The sequence below is a fragment of the Segatella copri genome (genome assembly GCF_024330485.1).
Taxonomy (GTDB): Bacteria; Bacteroidota; Bacteroidia; order Bacteroidales; family Bacteroidaceae; genus Prevotella; species Prevotella copri_L.
The window spans coordinates 76,935-94,999 of the sequence record NZ_JANDWX010000003.1 but is presented as its reverse complement, the minus strand read 5'-3'; the positions used below and the strand labels follow the sequence as shown (position 1 = coordinate 94,999).

Annotated in this window: 18 protein-coding genes; 7 read left to right on the top strand and 11 right to left on the bottom strand. The window is 40.6% G+C overall.

Features of this window, described 5'->3' with window-relative positions:
• Nucleotides 1–275 precede the first annotated feature (275 nt).
• Entirely contained in the window at nt 276–1,058 is a 783-nt protein-coding gene (locus NNC77_RS03635) for a glycoside hydrolase family 25 protein (RefSeq protein WP_234563439.1), read from the bottom strand.
• 222 nt (nt 1,059–1,280) lie between these two features.
• Here NNC77_RS03635 and NNC77_RS03630 point away from each other — a divergent pair, with 222 nt between their 5' ends.
• The 7 genes from NNC77_RS03630 to mobV all read left to right on the top strand — a co-directional run bounded on the left by NNC77_RS03630 (nt 1,281) and on the right by mobV (nt 8,323).
• Nucleotides 1,281–1,559, top strand: a complete 279-nt coding sequence (locus NNC77_RS03630; RefSeq protein WP_234563437.1) for a hypothetical protein — start codon at nt 1,281–1,283, stop codon at nt 1,557–1,559.
• Entirely contained in the window at nt 1,553–1,882 is a 330-nt protein-coding gene (locus NNC77_RS03625; RefSeq protein ID WP_234563436.1) for a type II toxin-antitoxin system RelE/ParE family toxin, read from the top strand. The genes NNC77_RS03630 and NNC77_RS03625 overlap by 7 nt, the downstream gene beginning before the upstream one ends.
• A 438-nt stretch (nt 1,883–2,320) precedes the next feature.
• Nucleotides 2,321–3,544, top strand: coding sequence for a site-specific integrase (locus tag NNC77_RS03620; protein ID WP_117727908.1), 1,224 nt, complete (start codon nt 2,321–2,323; stop codon nt 3,542–3,544).
• Nucleotides 3,541–3,912, top strand: coding sequence for a hypothetical protein (locus NNC77_RS03615; RefSeq protein ID WP_254969922.1), 372 nt, complete (start codon nt 3,541–3,543; stop codon nt 3,910–3,912). The genes NNC77_RS03620 and NNC77_RS03615 overlap by 4 nt, the downstream gene beginning before the upstream one ends.
• Before the next feature lie 382 nt (nt 3,913–4,294).
• A complete protein-coding gene (locus NNC77_RS03610) occupies nt 4,295–5,551 on the top strand; it encodes a primase-helicase family protein (protein ID WP_254969923.1) in 1,257 nt (418 codons plus the stop codon).
• A gap of 276 nt (nt 5,552–5,827) precedes the next feature.
• Nucleotides 5,828–6,778 (top strand): toprim domain-containing protein, encoded by a 951-nt coding sequence (locus NNC77_RS03605; protein ID WP_254969924.1) that lies wholly within the window; start codon nt 5,828–5,830, stop codon nt 6,776–6,778.
• Between the two features lie 189 nt (nt 6,779–6,967).
• On the top strand, nt 6,968–8,323 hold the full coding sequence (mobV, locus tag NNC77_RS03600) for a MobV family relaxase (RefSeq protein ID WP_254969925.1): 1,356 nt from the start codon (nt 6,968–6,970) through the stop codon (nt 8,321–8,323).
• A gap of 43 nt (nt 8,324–8,366) precedes the next feature.
• Here mobV and NNC77_RS03595 read toward each other — a convergent pair whose 3' ends face one another.
• The 10 genes from NNC77_RS03595 to NNC77_RS03550 form a co-directional block, all read right to left on the bottom strand.
• On the bottom strand, nt 8,367–9,434 hold the full coding sequence (locus NNC77_RS03595; protein WP_254969926.1) for a hypothetical protein: 1,068 nt from the start codon (nt 9,432–9,434) through the stop codon (nt 8,367–8,369).
• A gap of 49 nt (nt 9,435–9,483) precedes the next feature.
• On the bottom strand, nt 9,484–9,735 hold the full coding sequence (locus tag NNC77_RS03590; protein ID WP_254969927.1) for a hypothetical protein: 252 nt from the start codon (nt 9,733–9,735) through the stop codon (nt 9,484–9,486).
• A 25-nt stretch (nt 9,736–9,760) separates the two neighbouring features.
• Nucleotides 9,761–10,090, bottom strand: coding sequence for a helix-turn-helix transcriptional regulator (locus tag NNC77_RS03585; protein ID WP_009018157.1), 330 nt, complete (start codon nt 10,088–10,090; stop codon nt 9,761–9,763).
• A 2-nt stretch (nt 10,091–10,092) separates the two neighbouring features.
• A complete protein-coding gene (locus tag NNC77_RS03580; protein ID WP_254969928.1) occupies nt 10,093–10,431 on the bottom strand; it encodes a type II toxin-antitoxin system RelE/ParE family toxin in 339 nt (112 codons plus the stop codon).
• Between the two features lie 381 nt (nt 10,432–10,812).
• A complete protein-coding gene (locus NNC77_RS03575; protein WP_254969929.1) occupies nt 10,813–11,241 on the bottom strand; it encodes a DUF1810 domain-containing protein in 429 nt (142 codons plus the stop codon).
• Between the two features lie 183 nt (nt 11,242–11,424).
• A complete protein-coding gene (locus NNC77_RS03570) occupies nt 11,425–11,988 on the bottom strand; it encodes a hypothetical protein (protein WP_254969930.1) in 564 nt (187 codons plus the stop codon).
• Between the two features lie 62 nt (nt 11,989–12,050).
• Nucleotides 12,051–12,221: a hypothetical protein gene (locus NNC77_RS03565; RefSeq protein WP_186292341.1), complete on the bottom strand. Its 171-nt coding sequence runs from the start codon at nt 12,219–12,221 to the stop codon at nt 12,051–12,053.
• 24 nt (nt 12,222–12,245) lie between these two features.
• On the bottom strand, nt 12,246–12,902 hold the full coding sequence (locus tag NNC77_RS03560) for a hypothetical protein (protein ID WP_234564777.1): 657 nt from the start codon (nt 12,900–12,902) through the stop codon (nt 12,246–12,248).
• Between the two features lie 11 nt (nt 12,903–12,913).
• Nucleotides 12,914–15,262, bottom strand: coding sequence for a hypothetical protein (locus NNC77_RS03555; RefSeq protein ID WP_254969931.1), 2,349 nt, complete (start codon nt 15,260–15,262; stop codon nt 12,914–12,916).
• Between the two features lie 11 nt (nt 15,263–15,273).
• Nucleotides 15,274–18,057 carry a tubulin-like doman-containing protein gene (locus tag NNC77_RS03550; RefSeq protein WP_254969932.1) on the bottom strand — a complete coding sequence of 928 codons (2,784 nt, stop codon included), beginning with the start codon at nt 18,055–18,057 and terminating at the stop codon, nt 15,274–15,276.
• Nucleotides 18,058–18,065 lie beyond the last annotated feature (8 nt).

Here is an 18,065-nt window from a genome sequence, read left to right as displayed (position 1 = left end):
TCAACTGTTTCAAAGATCGAATTGCCCTTTTTTATTGGACAGTAGTGTTATGATACCACTCTTTAGCATCCACCGTATTCTTAAAAAACAGTTTTGTGAACCTATTATAAATAGGTGGAACGAAAAGGATACCGATGACAAGCAGAACCATTATTCCCAATATAATCAATAACTTCTTCATAATAATGCAAAAGTAGAAAAAATAAGCAAGTAATGATGCTATCCATACGTGGATTGTATCAAATACTCGCTTATGTGTATGAAATCATCAATGCCTATAGCATCAAATCCTTGATGGTTGTACCATTCATGAATCTGCTTAAATCTACCCTTTCTCCAATACCATGCAAATGTCCGGTTTCAGAATACTGCCAGATATTGCACTTTCCTCTGCCGTCGATAGAGGGTTGTCGGGAGTTATAATTGGCGATGAAGAGATAATAACGATTGAACTTCGCCCCCATCTCCTTATTATAGAAGCTCTCGTTGCTATAGATGACAGGATACTTGCCATAGTGTTTCTTCACCAAGTCAGCAAACACCTGTATGCTATCCTGCAGCTGTCGTCCCTTCCATCTTCCCTGGATGCCTTTCTCCTCCACATCCAATACAGGAATCAAGTCCTGCTCGCCCTTCTTCACCAACTTTTGGAAATCCCGGAACTGAGCAGTTACTGAAGAGCCGGCAGACATCAGATGATAAGATCCCACCTTCAACCCATATTTACGAGCCAGTCTGATATTTCGGCGATAATGTCGATCCACATATCCCTTACCATGTGTAGCTCTGATATAAACGAACTTGATTCGCTTGTTCTTCGCTATTTCCTTCCACTTGATAACTCCATTGTGTTTCGATACATCAATGCCGTCATATCCGCCACGAGTATAAGGTTGCCCTTTCAATCTATCAACGAACACATCAGAATAAGATGAAGCGATGCCTAACCATCGCTTCACCTTATATGGCGACACCACATACATGATTCCCAGACCAATACCAGCCAAAACGACCAGGCTGCCTAAGGAAACCGAAGTATATTTCAATCCTTTCTTCATTACATTTTATCTTTTAGTTGTTTTCAGGGGACAAAGGTAATGAATTTATTTGAAACGGCATAGAAAGTAAGGGGATAAATGTATGAAATAGGGGGCTGGAAGTACGAAACTCAAGTTCTTTAGGATTATTCATAAGAAAAGCGAAAAAAACTTTGGTACTTTCAAATATTAATCGTAATTTTGCAACAAATTAGAGTATCAAAAATTAAGGAGGATTATTATATGACTAAAATAATGTCAAACTCAAAAGAACGACTAAACGATAAAGCCCAACACTTTTTCGAGGATAGCAGTACCGTTCAAGAACCAATGGTTGCCTATCGTCACGATTATGCAACAGAGGCTCATAACGAATTCGAAGAATATCCTTTTATGACATCATGCAATAATGACGAGTTGGCGAATCATGTCTTAGCTCGTGAAGAAGAATATGCTAGAACAGGCACCGCCGTTGACTTTCTAGAAATGATGGCCGATTTCAAAAATGAATTCGAATGGTAAAGATACGTGTATTACCACCAACCCAAGAAGACATACGCTATTGTATCGAATATGCTAGGGATGAGTTTGGAAGGATATGCGTTTTGAGATGGAAAAAGGAACTTGAGGCCATATACGCTCGTCTCATTATGTTCCCTTTGTCATATTCTCCAGAGCCTATTCTGAAAGATTTTCATAGAGATTATCGTAGCGCACTGCTTATGGACAACTTCAAGCTCATTTATCGCTACGACAAAGAGCGTGACGAAATCGTCATTGCTGACATTTGGTACACCAAACGTTCTCAACAAGCATTATTGAGACAATTCAAAAGGAAACTATAAAAACTTGGCGAGCTGAAGGATTACTCCCTTTTGCTCGCTATTTTTTTATCTTCTACCATTTCACCACCACCATAATCCTTATCATCGATGGGGAAAATATAGTTGCATATATTACTTTACATTATTATTCCCTGATAAAGACTTTTCTGAACGTTTTTAAAAGAAAATAACGCCTAAAAAAGCAAGAAATAGCAGAATGATGCTTTTATTTTGAGTTTCAAGTGGTTGTGGCAGTCGTTGGCTTTAAGTGGCATATACGAGGAAAAGCGAAAAACGCAGATTGGAGAAATAGAAACGCTTTCAAATCATTACCTCGCAGAAACGCCCTAATAAGCATTTTTAACGGTGGCGGTTCATATTTCCCCATTCTGCGTAAGTTTTGGTTTTGCCATGCAACTCTCATAGTTTAATTTTGCACCGAACAAAAAAGTAAGGATTATGAGATGCACTTTCAAGACAGTCTTCTATGTAAATGGAAGCAAGGAGAGAAACGGAATTGTCCCTATCATGGGGCGAGTGACAATCAACGGAACTATCGCACAGTTCAGTTGCAAGCAGAGCGTTACCAAGGCTATTTGGGATGCCAAGGGCAACAGAGCCACAGGCAAGAGTAAGGAAGCCAAGGAGGTGAACTTTGCGCTTGACAACATCAAGGCTCAAATTACCAAGCATTACCAGAGACTTTCCGACCGTGAGGCGTTCGTTACCGCTGAAATGGTGAGAAACGCCTACCAAGGCATAGGCACGGAATACGAGACATTGCTCAGAGCCTTTGACAAGGAGAACGCAGCTTTTGCCAAGCGTGTGGGCAAGGATAGAGCCAAGAACACCTACCGCAAGTATCTGACGGTAAGAAAGTATGTTGCCGATTTCATCAAGTATCAGTACAAGCGCAGCGATATGTCCATGAACGAGCTTACAGAGGAGTTCATCCGTGACTATTGCCTGTATCTGAAGAATGTCGTCGGACTTGCGCAGTCCTCCATTTGGATTTACTCCATACCACTGAAGCATATCGTAACGGCAGCTCACTACAACGGCAAGATACCGAGAAATCCATTTGCCATGTACCACGTTGACCCAGACCACAAGGAACGTGAGTTCTTGACATTGGACGAGCTTACCGCCATGACAGAGATAAAGTTGGAAGACCCGAACATGGCATTTGCGAGAGACCTTTTTATCTTTGGTTGTTGGACAGGTATATCTTTCATCGACATCAAGAACTTGACGGAAGATAACATCAGCATGATAAACGGTGCTCCTTGGATTGTTTCCAAGCGTCAGAAGACAGGCGTTCCGTTCCAAATCAAGTTGATGGATATTCCCATGCAGATTATTGGGAGATACAAGGCTTTCAGAAAAGGAAGTCACTTGTTCAATATCGGCAACCTTGACAGCATCAACAAGCGCATAAAGAAAGTTGCTGCAATGTGTGGCATCAAGAAGCGTGTCTCGTTTCATGTCTCACGTCATAGTTGGGCTGTTTTAGCCTTGGAGTACGGAATGCCGATAGAGAGCGTGAGCAAGATTCTTGGTCACACGAATATCACCACGACACAGATATATGCCAAGGTGACAAGCACCAAGCTTGACCATGACATATCTGTCTTTGAAAGTCGAATCAAGGGGCATTTGCCTGCAATGGGAGGGATGGCATGAAAAGAACTGTAATCACCGTGGACGGAAATGAAAGGCTTTCCATTCCGTCCAACCTGGAGGACTTGTGGATGAGTGAAAATGAGTTGGTAGATATGCTTTATGTCACAACCCCGAAGCTCAAAGCCGTGATAAGAGCCATATATAAAGAAGGTATGTTGTTGGTGTCGGAAGTCCAAAAGAGGCAAAAACTTTCCAAAGATGTTTGGCAAACGCTGTATGGATTCCCTATGGTTGTTGCCATTTGCTTCCGTCTAACCTCCAATAGTGCAGCGCAACTTCGTGATGCTATCTTCAAGAGGTTGTACGGAGCAAAAGAGAAAACAGCCATTGTCCTGCAAATCTACGGAGGGACAAATGCCTTCAGCTAAGAATGGTCGCATTTTTGACGCTTCGATCATTCACTGTCGTATTGACTTGTTGACTTACTGATTCACTGTCGTATCAAGCATTTCTGTGAAGAATGCAGAGCTGCCGATGTCAAACGTTTTACATGTTTATCGTATGACATATAAAACGTATGACATGCAGGAATACATTTTTGTTCATCCCGAGGAAAGGTTCGCAAGGAAACCTCTCTTCGGGATTTTTTGTTTCATCTTATCCCGATTGGCTACATCAAGCACTTTGATTTCCAATCTTTTAACACTGTCGGTGCAAACTTCTCCATTCTGCGCAAGTTTGTGTTTTGCGTTTTGATTTTCCGCCCTTACCTTTGCAACTTTAATTTCATCAACTCACAAAGGTTAGATTATGAGCAAGACAAACGACAACAAACAACCTGTAGCTGTGGGAAGCAAACAGCCACAGGCAGCACCTCCGACAAACGAGGTGTTCATCCGTGTTGGCACTACTTTGTACAAGGTGGTTGACCAACCTACCATCACAGGAGGAAAGGTAAGAAAGCGCATCCCATGGAACATGGAGACCTTGCGTCAGGACTACGGCAAGGAGTTCATAAAGTACGTTCACAAGTATGACGGCTTCTGCACTGTTCCCGAACATGTGAACCACCGCACGGTGATAGACGGTTTCCTCAACCTATACGAGCCGATAGGACATAAGCCGATGCAAGGGGACTTCCCAAATATCAAGAAGTTGGTTAGTCACATCTTCGGTGAGCAATATGAGCTTGGCATGGACTACCTGCAACTGCTCTATCTCAGACCTGTGCAGAAGTTGCCCATTCTGCTGCTCGTATCAGAGGAGAGGAACACAGGCAAGACCACGTTCTTGAACTTTCTGAAAGCGTTGTACCAAGACAACGTGACATTCAACACCAACGAGGACTTCCGCAGTCAGTTCAATTCCGATTGGGCTGGCAAGCTGCTGATTGTCGTGGACGAGGTGTTGCTCAGTCGCAGGGAGGATTCCGAGCGGTTGAAGAACCTCAGCACCACCCTCTCGTACAAGGTGGAAGCCAAGGGCAAGGACAGAAACGAGATTTCCTTCTTTGCCAAGTTCGTGCTGTGCTCCAACAACGAATCACTCCCTGTCATAATTGACGAGGGCGAGACCCGATATTGGGTGAGGAAGATTTCATCGTTGCAATCTGACGATACCGACTTCTTGGAGAAACTGAAGTCGGAGATACCCGCTTTTCTGTTCCATCTGCAAGACAGAACGCTATCCACAGAGCACAAGAGCCGAATGTGGTTCGCACCCGAACAGATAGCGACCGATGCTCTGAGGAGAATCATACGCTGCAACCGTAACAGACTTGAGGTGGAAATGTCGGAGCTGTTCCTTGAGGTCATGGAGAACATCCAAACCGACAGTTTGCAATTCTGCCTCAATGACGCAATCGCCTTGTTGCAATGCAACCACGTGAAAGCGGAGAAGCACCTTGTGCGAAAGATAGTGCAGGACTGTTGGAAGCTGCAACCTTCAGAGAACGCCCTCACCTACACCTCATACGAGTACAACTACAATAGCAGCGGTCACTACTCGCCAACAAAACGTGTGGGCAGGTTCTACACTGTAACGAGGGACAAGCTAAATAGCATATAATTTTGTTGAATTGTTGAATATGATGAAAGAAGTATTGAATATCAAGTATTTAAGGCTCAACATTTTCTCAACAAATCTCTCAACAAAAGAAAGAGACTGTTGAAAAGAGAAAACATGACGGCTCATGCCTTTCTTCCTCTTTTGCCCAGTGATTTTGTTGAAAAGAACCATTTGTTGAGAGTTTGTTGAGAAGATAAGTATTTGACTATCATACCAATACATACGATTCTCAACAATTCATCAGAAATACATACACCACTTAATCCACAGTAAGACATGAACATTCAAGAAGCAAAGCAAATCAAGATTGCAGACTATCTGCAAAGTTTGGGACACCGCCCTGTCAAGCAGCAGGGCGCAAACCTTTGGTACAAGTCACCGCTGAGAAACGAGAGCGAGGCATCTTTCAAGGTAAACACCACGATGAACAGTTGGTTCGATTTCGGCATGGGCAAGGGCGGCAACATCATCACCCTTGTGTCCTATCTTTACGCATCCGACAACCTGCCTTATCTTTTGGACAAGATGGAGAAGCAAACACCCCATGTTCGTCCGACCAACTTTTCTTTTACTCAGCAAGCTACCGAGCCGAGTTTTGAGCGATTGGAAGTGAGGGAACTTAACCATCCTGCACTCCTGCGCTATCTGAGCGAGCGTAAGATTAACCTGCATATTGCCAGAAAGGAATGTGTGGAACTCCACTTCTCGCATAACTATAAAAACTACTTTGCCATCGGCTTCAAGAACAAGTCGGGTGGCTATGAGGTGCGTAACCGATTCTTCAAGGGGTGCATGTCACCCAAGGATATCACCCATATCCGACATCAAGGCGAGCCAAGATACGCTTGCTATGTTTTCGAGGGCATGATGGATTATCTTTCTTTTCTCTCGTTACGCTTGGAGAAGTTTCCTGCTTGTCCGTCATTGGACGCACAGGACTATGTGATACTCAACTCCACAAGCAACGTGGACAAGGCTATTGATGCACTCCATGGCTACGAGCGCATCAGTTGTCTGCTCGACAACGATGACGCAGGGCGTAAGGCTACACTTGCCATCGAGACTGCTCTCGGCTACCGTGTGAGGGACGCATCCCACTTGTACAGTGAATACAACGACTTGAACGACTATCTGTGCGGAGTGAAATCCAAACAGTCAGTACACCAAGTACAGCCTGTTAAGCAGACTGTTCCACCTCGCAGGAAAGGCGCAGCCTTGGGCATGTAGGCGGTTCCTGCTCCAATGGCTATTCTGAACGGAAAAGCCATAGCTCAATAGGGCGTTTTCTTGACGCAGTGGCACGCCACCGCTAAAAACGCCCATTGAGCAAAGGGGTATCCCCTTTTGAAACCCCGTGAGCCATGCGCAGGGCGCAATGCGGCAAGCGGATTTGTACAACTCAAAAACAAGTTTATTATGGGACATTTCAGTTTGGATTTCAAGAAGGCAAAGGGCAGCTCTGACGCAAGGGAGTCAGACCACATAGAGCGCAAGGTGATACCAGACAATGCCGACCCAACAAGAACTCACCTCAACCGTGAGCTTGTCAAGATGCCGAGCGGTGTGTATGGTCGTGACGAAGCCATCGCCCACCGCATCAAGACGGCAGGCATCAAGCGCAAGATAACCAACGACCAGGTGAGGGTGATTAGAACCGTGCTGTCTGGAACGCACGAGGACATGATGAACATCGCAGCCAATGGTCAGCTTGACGATTGGTGCAACGACAGCTTGAAGTGGTTGCAGGACACATTCGGCAAGGAGAATGTCGTTTCGGTGGTTCTCCACATGGACGAGCACACGCCGCACCTACACGCCTCCATCGTTCCGATAGTGACAGGCGAGCGGAGAAAGGCGAAGAACAAGACAGCGGAAGAAGGCAAGCGGACATACCGCAAGAAAGCCAATGCCGTGAGGTTGTGTGCCGATGATGTGCTCAACCGTGACAAAATGGTTGGCTATCACGACAGCTATGCGGAAGCCATGGACAAGTATGGCTTGAAGCGAGGTGTCCGTGGATCGGATGCGAGGCATACCACCACGGCACAGTATTATCGTAACATCAAGCGAGAGACGGAGAGACTTCAAAACTGCATGAAACTGTTGCAATCCGATGTGGAGGAAGCGGAGCGACTGCTCAAACAGACCAAGAGTGAAATCAACACGGAGAAGCTACAGGCTGCCAAGACGGAAGCAAAAGCTGCCTTTGTGTCGAAGATTGGTTCTCTTTTGGGCAGTGGAAAATTGAAGGAGGTGGAGCAACACAACCGAAAGTTGTGCGAGCTTGTGGCAGACCGAGAGCAATACATAGATGAACTCCATGAGAAGGTGCAGCGAATGGAAGACAGCCACAGCAAACAGCTTGACGAGATGCAGCGGAAGCACCAATCGGAGGTTGCGAATTTAGAGAGCAAGCACTGCACGGAGGTAACGATGCTCAACGACCTCATCCGCAAAGCCAATCGTTGGTTTCCGATGTTGGAGGCACGCTTGCAAATGGAAGACCTGTGCAGGAAGATAGGCTTCACCATCGAGCAAATCGGAGTACTCCTTACAGGTAAGGCGTTAAACTTTAGCGGTTCACTCTATTCCGAGGAGCACAGAAGAAAGTTCAATGTGGAGAATGCGGAAATCAAGGTGTTTTCTGATTCTACCAAGCCGAACCAACTGTTTTTGTATATCAATAGACAACCTATTGGTGACTGGTTCAAGGAGCAATGGGATAACCTAAAGTTACGTTTATCTTCACAACGTAAAGGCGTTAGACTATAAATCCAATGAAGGGTGCCAATAAGGACACCCTTCATTGGATTTATTAATTGTTTATGTTTTGTATATTTGACACAACATTAAATGCAAATCTACCATCAAGCCCTTTGATGTAGATTGTTTTTGCATTCATTCTATCTGGCTGTATGCCGATACCATCTTCAAATGGGACAAAAGACAATATTTTCCCATAAGGTAAACGAATTGATTTTTGAACAGAATAAAAATAAACATTCTTGTTTGTAATTATCAGTGAGCCAGAATATTTTGGCTGAAGGCTTGAAGTAACTAAAGGCTCTCCTTTAAATGCTCCGACACGATAGTATATACCACTTGCTACACGGACACTGATGCCTCTTGATGCCCCGACAGATTGACGTCTAACGACTTCTTCATACAAAACAACTCCGACAAAAGGCCAAATCAAAATCTCATCCTTTTGAAAGTTTATAGGGTTTCGTGTCAAAGTTGCTCTATGTGGAGTAATTCCATGCAAAATATCTTGAACAATAAGTGATTTTGTAAAATCAACATATTGGCTCTTGCTTGCAAGTATATCTTCTGAAATATTCATTTTTGCAGTAAGAGCATCTATATATTTTTCTGTTTCATTTGGAATTTCCGACATCAAATTGTATTCATTCAAAGCAGACAGTAATGCTTGCAAGAAGCATTCTTTTCTCAAATTCACAGGCAACGCATTTAATTGTGTATTTATTGGTTCGTAACAAACTTTTGCCATGATGGATTTTTTAATTGCATCTGTAGTCTCTTTAAATTTTGGATTAGAATTTATTAGGACTTTTTCTTTTGTGTCAGTTGAAGATGATGTTTGTTCTGTGTTATCATCAGATGATACAATAGTCATAATTGATACTACGAAAGCCGTACCCAAAAAGATTATTCCAAAAGCCATAAAACTTCCAGCGCAAATGCCAATTATAGCTCCCAATATAAAACCAATCGCAATAATGCCACAACCTTTTGGAGATATATTTTTGGTTTTTGTAGCTTGGTTTAAGTGGCGTGTTTGGGCGTTTGTGCTCTTTATGCTGTTATATGCAGCATAACCTAAAGCACCACCGACTTTAGCCATCGTTCCCAATGACTTCATTCCCTTTTTGGATTTTTTAGCCCATGGGTCTCTATATCGTCGTGCCATATTACAAAAATATTAGAAATGATACTATAATCAAGATACTTATTGCAACCATACAGCCTTGTCCTGACGATTGAGGTTTTATCCCATACTCAGAACGAAGATTGTCAATATAAGTTTTTGCTTCAGCCAATCCGCAACCAGTATCATCTTTATAAACTTTCACTGCTTCTATATATCTTCCTTTTTTACAGAGGTCCAAATACTTGTTATCTGTGCTATCAGAATCTATGTTTTCAAAATCTATCGTTGCCATTACTTATTTCTTTAATTGTGAATCTTTACCATAGTGCTACTTTACCTGCAATCCCCAAATCGATAGTTGCAGTTACCACACCAAGAGCCTTAAATACTCTTCGCATAGTAGGTATTGTTATACTATAACCTCTCTCTAATCGGGAAATCTGCGCTCTTTTCACACCGATACGCTCACCAAGTTGTTCTTGGGTCAAATTCTGCTCTATGCGAGCCTTCTTGATGGCTTCTCCCAAACGGTAAGCATGCAACGCTTCATCCACATCACTCTCAAAAGCGTCACGTTTCGGAGTACCAACTTTTCCAAAGTGCTTGTCAAGCACGTCGTCCAATGGGGTAAGATTCATCTGTGCCATAATTATTTGTTTTTGAAATATTCTTTTCTTATTGCTTCTGCTTTTGTTATTTCCTTGCTTGGTGTCTTTTGAGTTTTCTTGATGATGCCATGAGTGGCAATCACCAAAGTTTCCTTGTCCTTGTCCCAGAAAGCAAACAAGCGATAAGCAGTTTTGTTGTACAATGTACGAAATTCCCATATCTCCGAATTCTCCAACTTCTTGAAAAGTTCCTTGTTGCGTTCTCCTCCTGCAACACGCTTGATGTTGTAGTATATCTTGTAAGATACCGCTTCGGGTAAACTCTCAATGAAGTCCTGTGCCTCGTCTGTCAAGACAAGTCGGAAGATATTTTGTGCCATATTATTCTTTTTGGTTGACAAAGATACTCATATTGTTTCATAAAAAAGAAACATTTGCGATAAAAAGCCATCTTATGCTACATTTTTAACATTTTAGCTACATATAATTGCGCATCAAGAACTAACAGGCAAGTTGCGAAGTACATTTGTAAACTCAGTTGAAATTATCTAATCATAACTGAAAATAAATCATAAAAGATAAACTATATTTTTGCGAGCCGAAGTTTTTGTTGTACTTTTGCAACCGACAAGAGTTGTTTGACAAGCAAACGTATGCATATTGCAGAAATTAGAACCGTTGCTAAATCATTACCTCCATTGAGGTGAAACACTCATAAATCGCTCATTTTAAGCTATTCAGCAGATTTTAGCGTAATTTTGTTAGAAAACATCCAATACTTCCTCAAACACATCATTAGGACTCACTTTATTGAAGAGACGCATAGAAGTTTTGAGTTTCAGCACGTCAATTCCGCTTCCCATGATATATTTGATGTCCTTATCCTTGTGGAGCAAGAGCGCCTTGCAGCATTCACGGAGTCTATCACCCAGAATTTCATGTTCAACATAGGCTCTGGCTTCACCCTCGCCATCCAAGCCATAGTATTTTGAATTGTAACTATGTCCGAGTCCCTTCTGTTGTGGGAAGATATACCATATCCAATGGCTTTGTTTTCTACCTCCTTTCAGTTCACTTAAAGCCTGGGTATAGGCAACCTCCTGTGCATCCAGAAAACGCAAGAGATCATAGTGTGGCTGCTGAGCCTTTAGATATCCGATAATGTCGGAAGGTGTAGAATCGGACGCCAAGCTTTCACCAGCGACAATTTTCTCATGATCAATTCGTTTTGGGCATTTACTGGGAACGAATAAAGCTCTCAAAGACTTCACAAAAGTGATACTTAATTTCAAAAAAATCATCCTCTTTTTAACGTTTTATTAAATTCTACAGCAGTTCCGTTCGCAAATGGATTGGGAGCAATAACCTTCACCTTATTTAGAAGTAGAAGATACGGGAACATACACCCCATAATTCTCACAAACTTCTTTACTGGAAATATACCAAGAATAATCTTTCTCCTTATCCGAAGGGCAGATAGTCATATTTACGAAATTGCTAATTCTCAATTGTAGATACTTGAAATCATGTGCCGACAATATATCGTTAGCACATTCGGTAAAATACGATTCATCTTGCTTTAACTCTTTGGCTCCATTCCAATGAATCTTGACAAGATACTCCTCGCCCGGCATCAATTGAGCTTTACTTCCAAATACAAGTTTCTGGGTTTGCATATCTAGCAAATGTACATAATCCCATACTTCTGCATAAGGAATAACATTTCCCATTTCGAGATAATATTGACCGAACTCATTTCTCTTACGCACTTTCTTATAATCAAATCGAAAATATACACGATCCTCTATCTCTACAAGGTGCCCAGAGATATTTTTTACGCCAATATGATATGTAACGCCAAAGTCGTTTATCATAGAACCATCCAATCTAAATTGCAAGCCATTGGCTACAAAACCATTAAACCATTCTTTTTCCATAATTTTATTCATTATTGATTACTATTTCATTTGTATATAACCTCAGATGAAGCGATGCCCAGTCATCGCTTCTTTCTGAAAATGGCATTCAACACCATCTTACCCACTTTTCTTTCTAATCCAGCCTTAGAGGTTGGAATCCCCGTCTCACGTGCAAACTTCTGTTTAGCCTGCGTGATACCGAGTGCCCGATTTAAAGAGAATGATACTCCAGGAATTTTAAACTTTGACATAAGCTAATCATATATTAAAATTAATCATTTACCAATTTCTTGAATTGCGTCATGCCATCCTCCTTTTTTATAAATTGCAAGAAGATGACGAAAGCCATCCCCGTAAATTGGGTCTGTACATTTCTTCATATTCTCAATCGCCGCATCAGCCTCTTTAGCACGAATTGCCTTCAATACAACATAACTTCCTAAATTACAGAAACCTTCACATAGTTGTTTTTTCGGATAAAAATTTCTATTGTACTGATAGATATGAAGCATCTCATGTGCTAAAACTTGGGCAAAAGCCACGCGTGACAACTCCCGATAAACAAATATCGTATAGTTGCTACCCACAGCTTGTGCTAAGCCCCGAGTATTCTTGTCATGCGTGAGTTGATACATTTTTTCTGCAGACACCATTATCAGATGCCAATTGGTTATTAATCCAATTTCCGTCTGAGCATAGATACGTTTTATGAAGTTTATGATTTTGTCACAATCCGTTTGCTCTATCCTATATTTTTGGCAATGAGAACAAACTTTCATTCCCATGCCAATATCCCTTGCATGACTATCACAATATTGTCCACAGCTCGCACAAATCACAATATTAGCAAAATGTTTTTCGCAAACTGCATGACCAGCCCAATCATAATAGTATCTTCCGATTATCGATCTGCCACAATAGAAACAATTCATATCAACATTGCTTAATGGTTTCCCCAATCTATAGTATCTAAAGAATCTGCCGTTTCATCAGCCTTCGACAATGCAGATTGTTCTGAATCAACAAACTGAGAGAGATGACTTTTTTCCTCATCAAGTTCCAGAGTTGAAAGATTCGAATCCTGTAAATCCACAAGATTTTCCAATACTTCATCATCCATTGGCAAAAACTGCATCATACAGAATTTTGACTCTATATGAGAAGAACGATACACACTTATTGCCGTTCCATTATTCAAGAGCCCTTTCATTTTCTTGAAATCCTCATCTATTGTTGGCATATCAGTATAAAGAGCCAGAACAACCTTGTTTTCCTTTTCTGCCGATGTCAAATTATAGTTTACAAATGGAGCAGCCTTCGCCTGCAACTTGTTACAAACCTTAGGCAAGTCTTCCATTACCGACAGTGTCTTTACAAAAGGGAATGGTTGACTCCAATCTATAAAAGAATATCTATTAGCATATGCCAATGATTTCTCTTTCACTATTGACTTCAACGATTCCAAAGTCTTCTCTTCGGTTTCATTCCATTCTTTTTGACACTCTTCAAACCGCTTCTTATATGTTTCCCGTTGCAGCTTTTGCAATTTCTCCAAATCTATTAAAGGACTATCACTATTAGAGTGAGTTGTCAGTTTAAACTCATCACAATCTCTCTTTTTATCCGAATATGAAGCATTTACTCTTGCTACATCATCTGCAAATTTTGCAAAACAACGTTTCAAGTCTAGCATCTCCTTGATTTCAACAATCACCTTAGAAGCGTTAATACGACTTGGTCTATTCTCTTGATTGGCTTTCTCATTCTCTACAGGGATTTCACTAAAGTTTTCTTTATCTTTTACCCAAAAGAACAACCATCCAAGACAACCTTTTCTATTATGACTTGTTATACTACCCGCAGACTCAAATGTATCCCCTTTATGCTCGTTCTGTTCATCTACAGAATCCACTTCATACTTATTAACATAATCAAAAAACTCTTTGGAACAAACGTAATCCAATGTTTTCTTATAATCAGCGGAATCTTTTTGGGCACCTTCATTATTAGAGCCATTATTAACGACACACAAATTCTGATATATTAGCTTACGGTCGATACAAAAACAGCACTGCTGTCGAAAAGCCATACGCTTCTCTTTTAGACTGCGCTTAATCTGTTTTATTTTCTCAGAGATCTCATTACTTTTTTTTCTAAACTCTTCTTCCGTTAGTGCCTTATCATTTATAAGCGCATCTCGCTGTTCTTCATACAGAGCAAGTTCTTTCTCCTTTTCAACAATTTCATCAGAGAGTTCAAACTCTTCAAGATCTTCTTGTCTTTTTGCTTCAAGATATTCTTTCAACAAAATCAATTTATCATCAATAGCCTTATCAACACTCAAAGGATAATTCCTGATGTCTTCAGAAAAAGGCACATCTCCATAAATTTTCTCCAAACGCTTTTTACGCTTTAGTAGACCAAATGGAAATTTATCAACATCCATCACTTTCTTTCCTCCTTCATCAAAGACCTCATCCTCACCAAAAAGGCACTCATATAAAAGAGCTTTTTGATCAGCATTAACTAAATAGCGTTCTACATCTGGATAGTAGTACATACACTCCGCATTGCCAACGGAAAAGCAACGAGTTGAGCAAGAAGCATTCGTTATGGAATTTATCACGCCATATGAATCATTCGGATTAGATATCAGCATCATAATATCAACGAAATAACGTGGTAACATAAGATTATGATCTTCCTTGCTCAAACACAAAGCAGCAGCATCACTATTCTGATTGTCTATATAGAAGATGAATTGATTGAACATCTTTTTTACACCTTGATTCACATCATTTACAGAAGATCGATGGGTGTCCAAGATTTCTTTCAATAAGCTTGCCCTCATTTGAGTACAAACATTTGTTGGATTAGCCACATCATAAGTGAACAAGATACGAAACAAACGAAAACCAGTATCCTTGCCCTGTCCTTCTTCATAGATAGACTCGAACTCGGAAAGCCAATGAAATTCCTGTTTAAGTTCTCCTTCATTCAAAGGATTTTCCAACAAAAACACATTGACAGGTTCTGCTTTGGAAATACAACAAACCTTACGAAATCTTGCAAGTTGATTGGATAATAAATCAGCTAAACTTACTTTTACCTCATTTTTCTCCACTTCTCCTGCTATGGTATATCTATATGTATATTTCCCAGATTCCGTGCGTATAATCTTACCTGTAGAAATATAAGTTTCCACATGAGGATTCCGTGGACGACATTTTTCTATGTCGTCCACTAAATCATGTAATTTATTGTCTGTACTTATTACGATAAATGCAGCCATAAGCCATTTTTTTATTCTGTCATCAATCCGATTTCCTGTGAAATAAGGTCTTTTACCGCCTTGAATTTAGACTCATTGATATTACTTGCCTCCAAAGGACTCAACTGCGCATACCCTTCCATATAAGACTCTTCAGTCTTAATAGTATTTATCTTGTCCTCAATTGGCTGTCTTCCTGAACGAGCAATCTCTCGATTCAAAGCAGCCTCCACCTCTTTATAAAGTCTTTCACTCTTAAACAAGTCATAAGCGACATCACGCTGATGGCTCAAGTTATAACGATACTTATCTATGGCATCACCATGACTCTTTGAACGAATCCAATAACGGTTCTGCTCAACATCAAAATGAATATATCCAAAGACAAAGCCCCAAACCCAATATTGCAAAACATTGTCAGTTTCAACCGTAGGCATCACATTGAAGTTTTCCGCATTCATACGATTGTTCAACTTCTCATCCAAGTAATTTGCCATCATATTGCCACGTGCAACCTTGATTTCTGTATCATGCTTATAAGTTGAAAAATTATTGACTGCGTAGATTGGCAACAAATCTTCTACCACCAATACATAAACACGATCATCTTGATTGGTCGAAGCAAACGATGTTTTGTTACCATTGGTATCAAAGAAATGCTTATACTCCTCATCCTTACTGAGCAAACTAGTATCTCTATTACCAACACCAACAATAACAAATCTATCAAGTTGGAGATTGGCCTCATTATAGCCTTGAGTGTTGTATGTCCACAAAGGAGAAGCCAAAACTCTCAGACGTTCGAGATAAGACTCCCCCTGCACTTTTGGCATAGATGCCAATACCGAGTCTATAGAAGTATTAACAGCTTCTTTCACATTTGGCGTTTCCTTGGCAAAGCTCCACATTTTTCTCTCAACATAATCCTTAGACTGTCCCAACCAAGTAGAAACACCCTCATTAAGATACGCTCCAAAGTTAGCTTTTATACTATCATCAATCTTCAATTCAGACGCTTTCATTACCTCGGCTTGGTGTAAAAAAATCTGAAATTTAGACTTTGACTGAGAATTATGCTGTTCGTTAAGCAACTTACGAGACTGCTCCTTAGCTACATCACGCAGAACCGATTTTAACTCATCAATAGTTTTCAATTTGTTTTTTAAAATGGATTCAAATTCAGAATAAAACTTCAAAGCCCACTCTCGCCGAATCTCCTCACGCAGATTACGAACAACCTCTGTCAGTTTATTTTGTAAAATTTCCACGCCATCCTCATTGACTTTCTTTCCGAATATAGAAGCTATCCCCTTGTTTTTGACACCATTCAACAAGGCATTCCACTGCTGAGGCTCAGAATTAATTTCGTGATACTCTGATCCTTCCAAAGTCATCTCTGACTTACAAATATTTACAATATCCAACAAGGAAGAAATAAACTTAGAAGCAGAATCAACTTTACCTTGACTACGAGACATAATCTCTGCTATATATAGCTCAAAATAGCGTTTTGTATTGGCAAGTTTATTATTCAACGCTGTCTTCAAGTCTTTTTCCAATAGTTTTTGACCACAATTATTCTCGATATATGTATTGACATCAAACTCCGTGGTATTCTCATCTATCTGCAAAGAATAAACTGGTGCTGGAGAAAGCAAAGTATTGATAATATCATCACGACCATTATTCTCACGAATCATAACATTCTGATCATCAAAAAACTTGTTTGCATCACCAGAGCCATCTGAAGGAGATTGTAACATTGATTCACACAATTGAGAAATTGTAGTATAAGCAATCGCTCTTCCTACAGCCTGACTATCATATATCAATTCTGCACTACTTGCCGAAGCTGCCCAAGCTTTTTTATTCAAGATATCATATGCGCCTCCCATCTTCTGTGCCTTGATATTATCAAATGGAGAAGCTAAATCATCTCCCATCTTATTAGCAGGCAAAAAAGCACTCTTAGCTACAACATCTATTAAATCATCTAAGCTATCAAAAGATACCCCAGCCTGATTCATATTATTGACGACATAAGCATAATCAAACAATGGTTCACTAATCTTAGCATAACCAAAATTAATCGCAGGATCTTTCGGATTATGGTGCATAATGTAATCTAATGTAGACAATGCGCCATAAGAATTATACAATACATTAGCCATAGACGGACCTGAATTCATCGCCCTAAAGACCTCAGGAAGAACAATCCATGGATAAAGGTTATACGCTTGAGCATTCTCCTTCAAAGCATCTCTAACGATATTCAGTACATCTATCAACATACCACTACCAGTTCCTCCGGCAATTGACGCAAAGACATTGATACTTGTAGGATACTCCATACCATTCATGTTTGTATCTACTACATAAGGGGAATCTTGCGGAACCAATTTATGAACCTTTGTCACTGCTGCCTGTATATTATTTTTAATCCTCTGATTATTATAATAAGCTATAAAACGACCATTTGATCGCACTTGTCCAGCACCTCCACCTTGAATAGAAGAGAGTTTATCCACATTCTTCAGTGGAACCCAGTCATACGATTTGGGATTTGCATGATAGACACTCAGTGCCTCTTTTACTGTACACACTAACAACTCGGAAGAATCAAGTCTGATCAGTTGACCTTGATTTCCCGTCACAGACTTGCTCATAGCAGCACCATCAGTATCAATTGCAATGAAGCCTATCATTGGAGGTATTTCTCCATAACTGTCAACAAAGCATTTCTTAATTTTAAGAAGTGCAGAAACTCCAGTTCCACCCAATCCTACATAAAGGGTTTTCTTCAATTTTATAGCCATAATCTAAA

Excerpts from the sequence above, each read along its gene's own strand:
- NNC77_RS03605 (WP_254969924.1), top strand. The coding sequence starts at position 5,828 with ATGAACATTCAAGAAGCAAAGCAAATCAAGATTGCAGACTATCTGCAA.
- NNC77_RS03635 (WP_234563439.1), bottom strand. The coding sequence starts at position 1,058 with ATGAAGAAAGGATTGAAATATACTTCGGTTTCCTTAGGCAGCCTGGTC.
- NNC77_RS03585 (WP_009018157.1), bottom strand. The coding sequence starts at position 10,090 with ATGGCACAGATGAATCTTACCCCATTGGACGACGTGCTTGACAAGCAC.
- NNC77_RS03590 (WP_254969927.1), bottom strand. The coding sequence starts at position 9,735 with ATGGCAACGATAGATTTTGAAAACATAGATTCTGATAGCACAGATAAC.
- NNC77_RS03610 (WP_254969923.1), top strand. The coding sequence starts at position 4,295 with ATGAGCAAGACAAACGACAACAAACAACCTGTAGCTGTGGGAAGCAAA.
- NNC77_RS03560 (WP_234564777.1), bottom strand. The coding sequence starts at position 12,902 with ATGAATTGTTTCTATTGTGGCAGATCGATAATCGGAAGATACTATTAT.
- NNC77_RS03565 (WP_186292341.1), bottom strand. The coding sequence starts at position 12,221 with ATGTCAAAGTTTAAAATTCCTGGAGTATCATTCTCTTTAAATCGGGCA.
- NNC77_RS03630 (WP_234563437.1), top strand. The coding sequence starts at position 1,281 with ATGACTAAAATAATGTCAAACTCAAAAGAACGACTAAACGATAAAGCC.
- NNC77_RS03580 (WP_254969928.1), bottom strand. The coding sequence starts at position 10,431 with ATGGCACAAAATATCTTCCGACTTGTCTTGACAGACGAGGCACAGGAC.
- NNC77_RS03615 (WP_254969922.1), top strand. The coding sequence starts at position 3,541 with ATGAAAAGAACTGTAATCACCGTGGACGGAAATGAAAGGCTTTCCATT.
- mobV (WP_254969925.1), top strand. The coding sequence starts at position 6,968 with ATGGGACATTTCAGTTTGGATTTCAAGAAGGCAAAGGGCAGCTCTGAC.
- NNC77_RS03550 (WP_254969932.1), bottom strand. The coding sequence starts at position 18,057 with ATGGCTATAAAATTGAAGAAAACCCTTTATGTAGGATTGGGTGGAACT.
- NNC77_RS03625 (WP_234563436.1), top strand. The coding sequence starts at position 1,553 with ATGGTAAAGATACGTGTATTACCACCAACCCAAGAAGACATACGCTAT.
- NNC77_RS03595 (WP_254969926.1), bottom strand. The coding sequence starts at position 9,434 with ATGAAGTCATTGGGAACGATGGCTAAAGTCGGTGGTGCTTTAGGTTAT.
- NNC77_RS03570 (WP_254969930.1), bottom strand. The coding sequence starts at position 11,988 with ATGGAAAAAGAATGGTTTAATGGTTTTGTAGCCAATGGCTTGCAATTT.
- NNC77_RS03620 (WP_117727908.1), top strand. The coding sequence starts at position 2,321 with ATGAGATGCACTTTCAAGACAGTCTTCTATGTAAATGGAAGCAAGGAG.
- NNC77_RS03555 (WP_254969931.1), bottom strand. The coding sequence starts at position 15,262 with ATGGCTGCATTTATCGTAATAAGTACAGACAATAAATTACATGATTTA.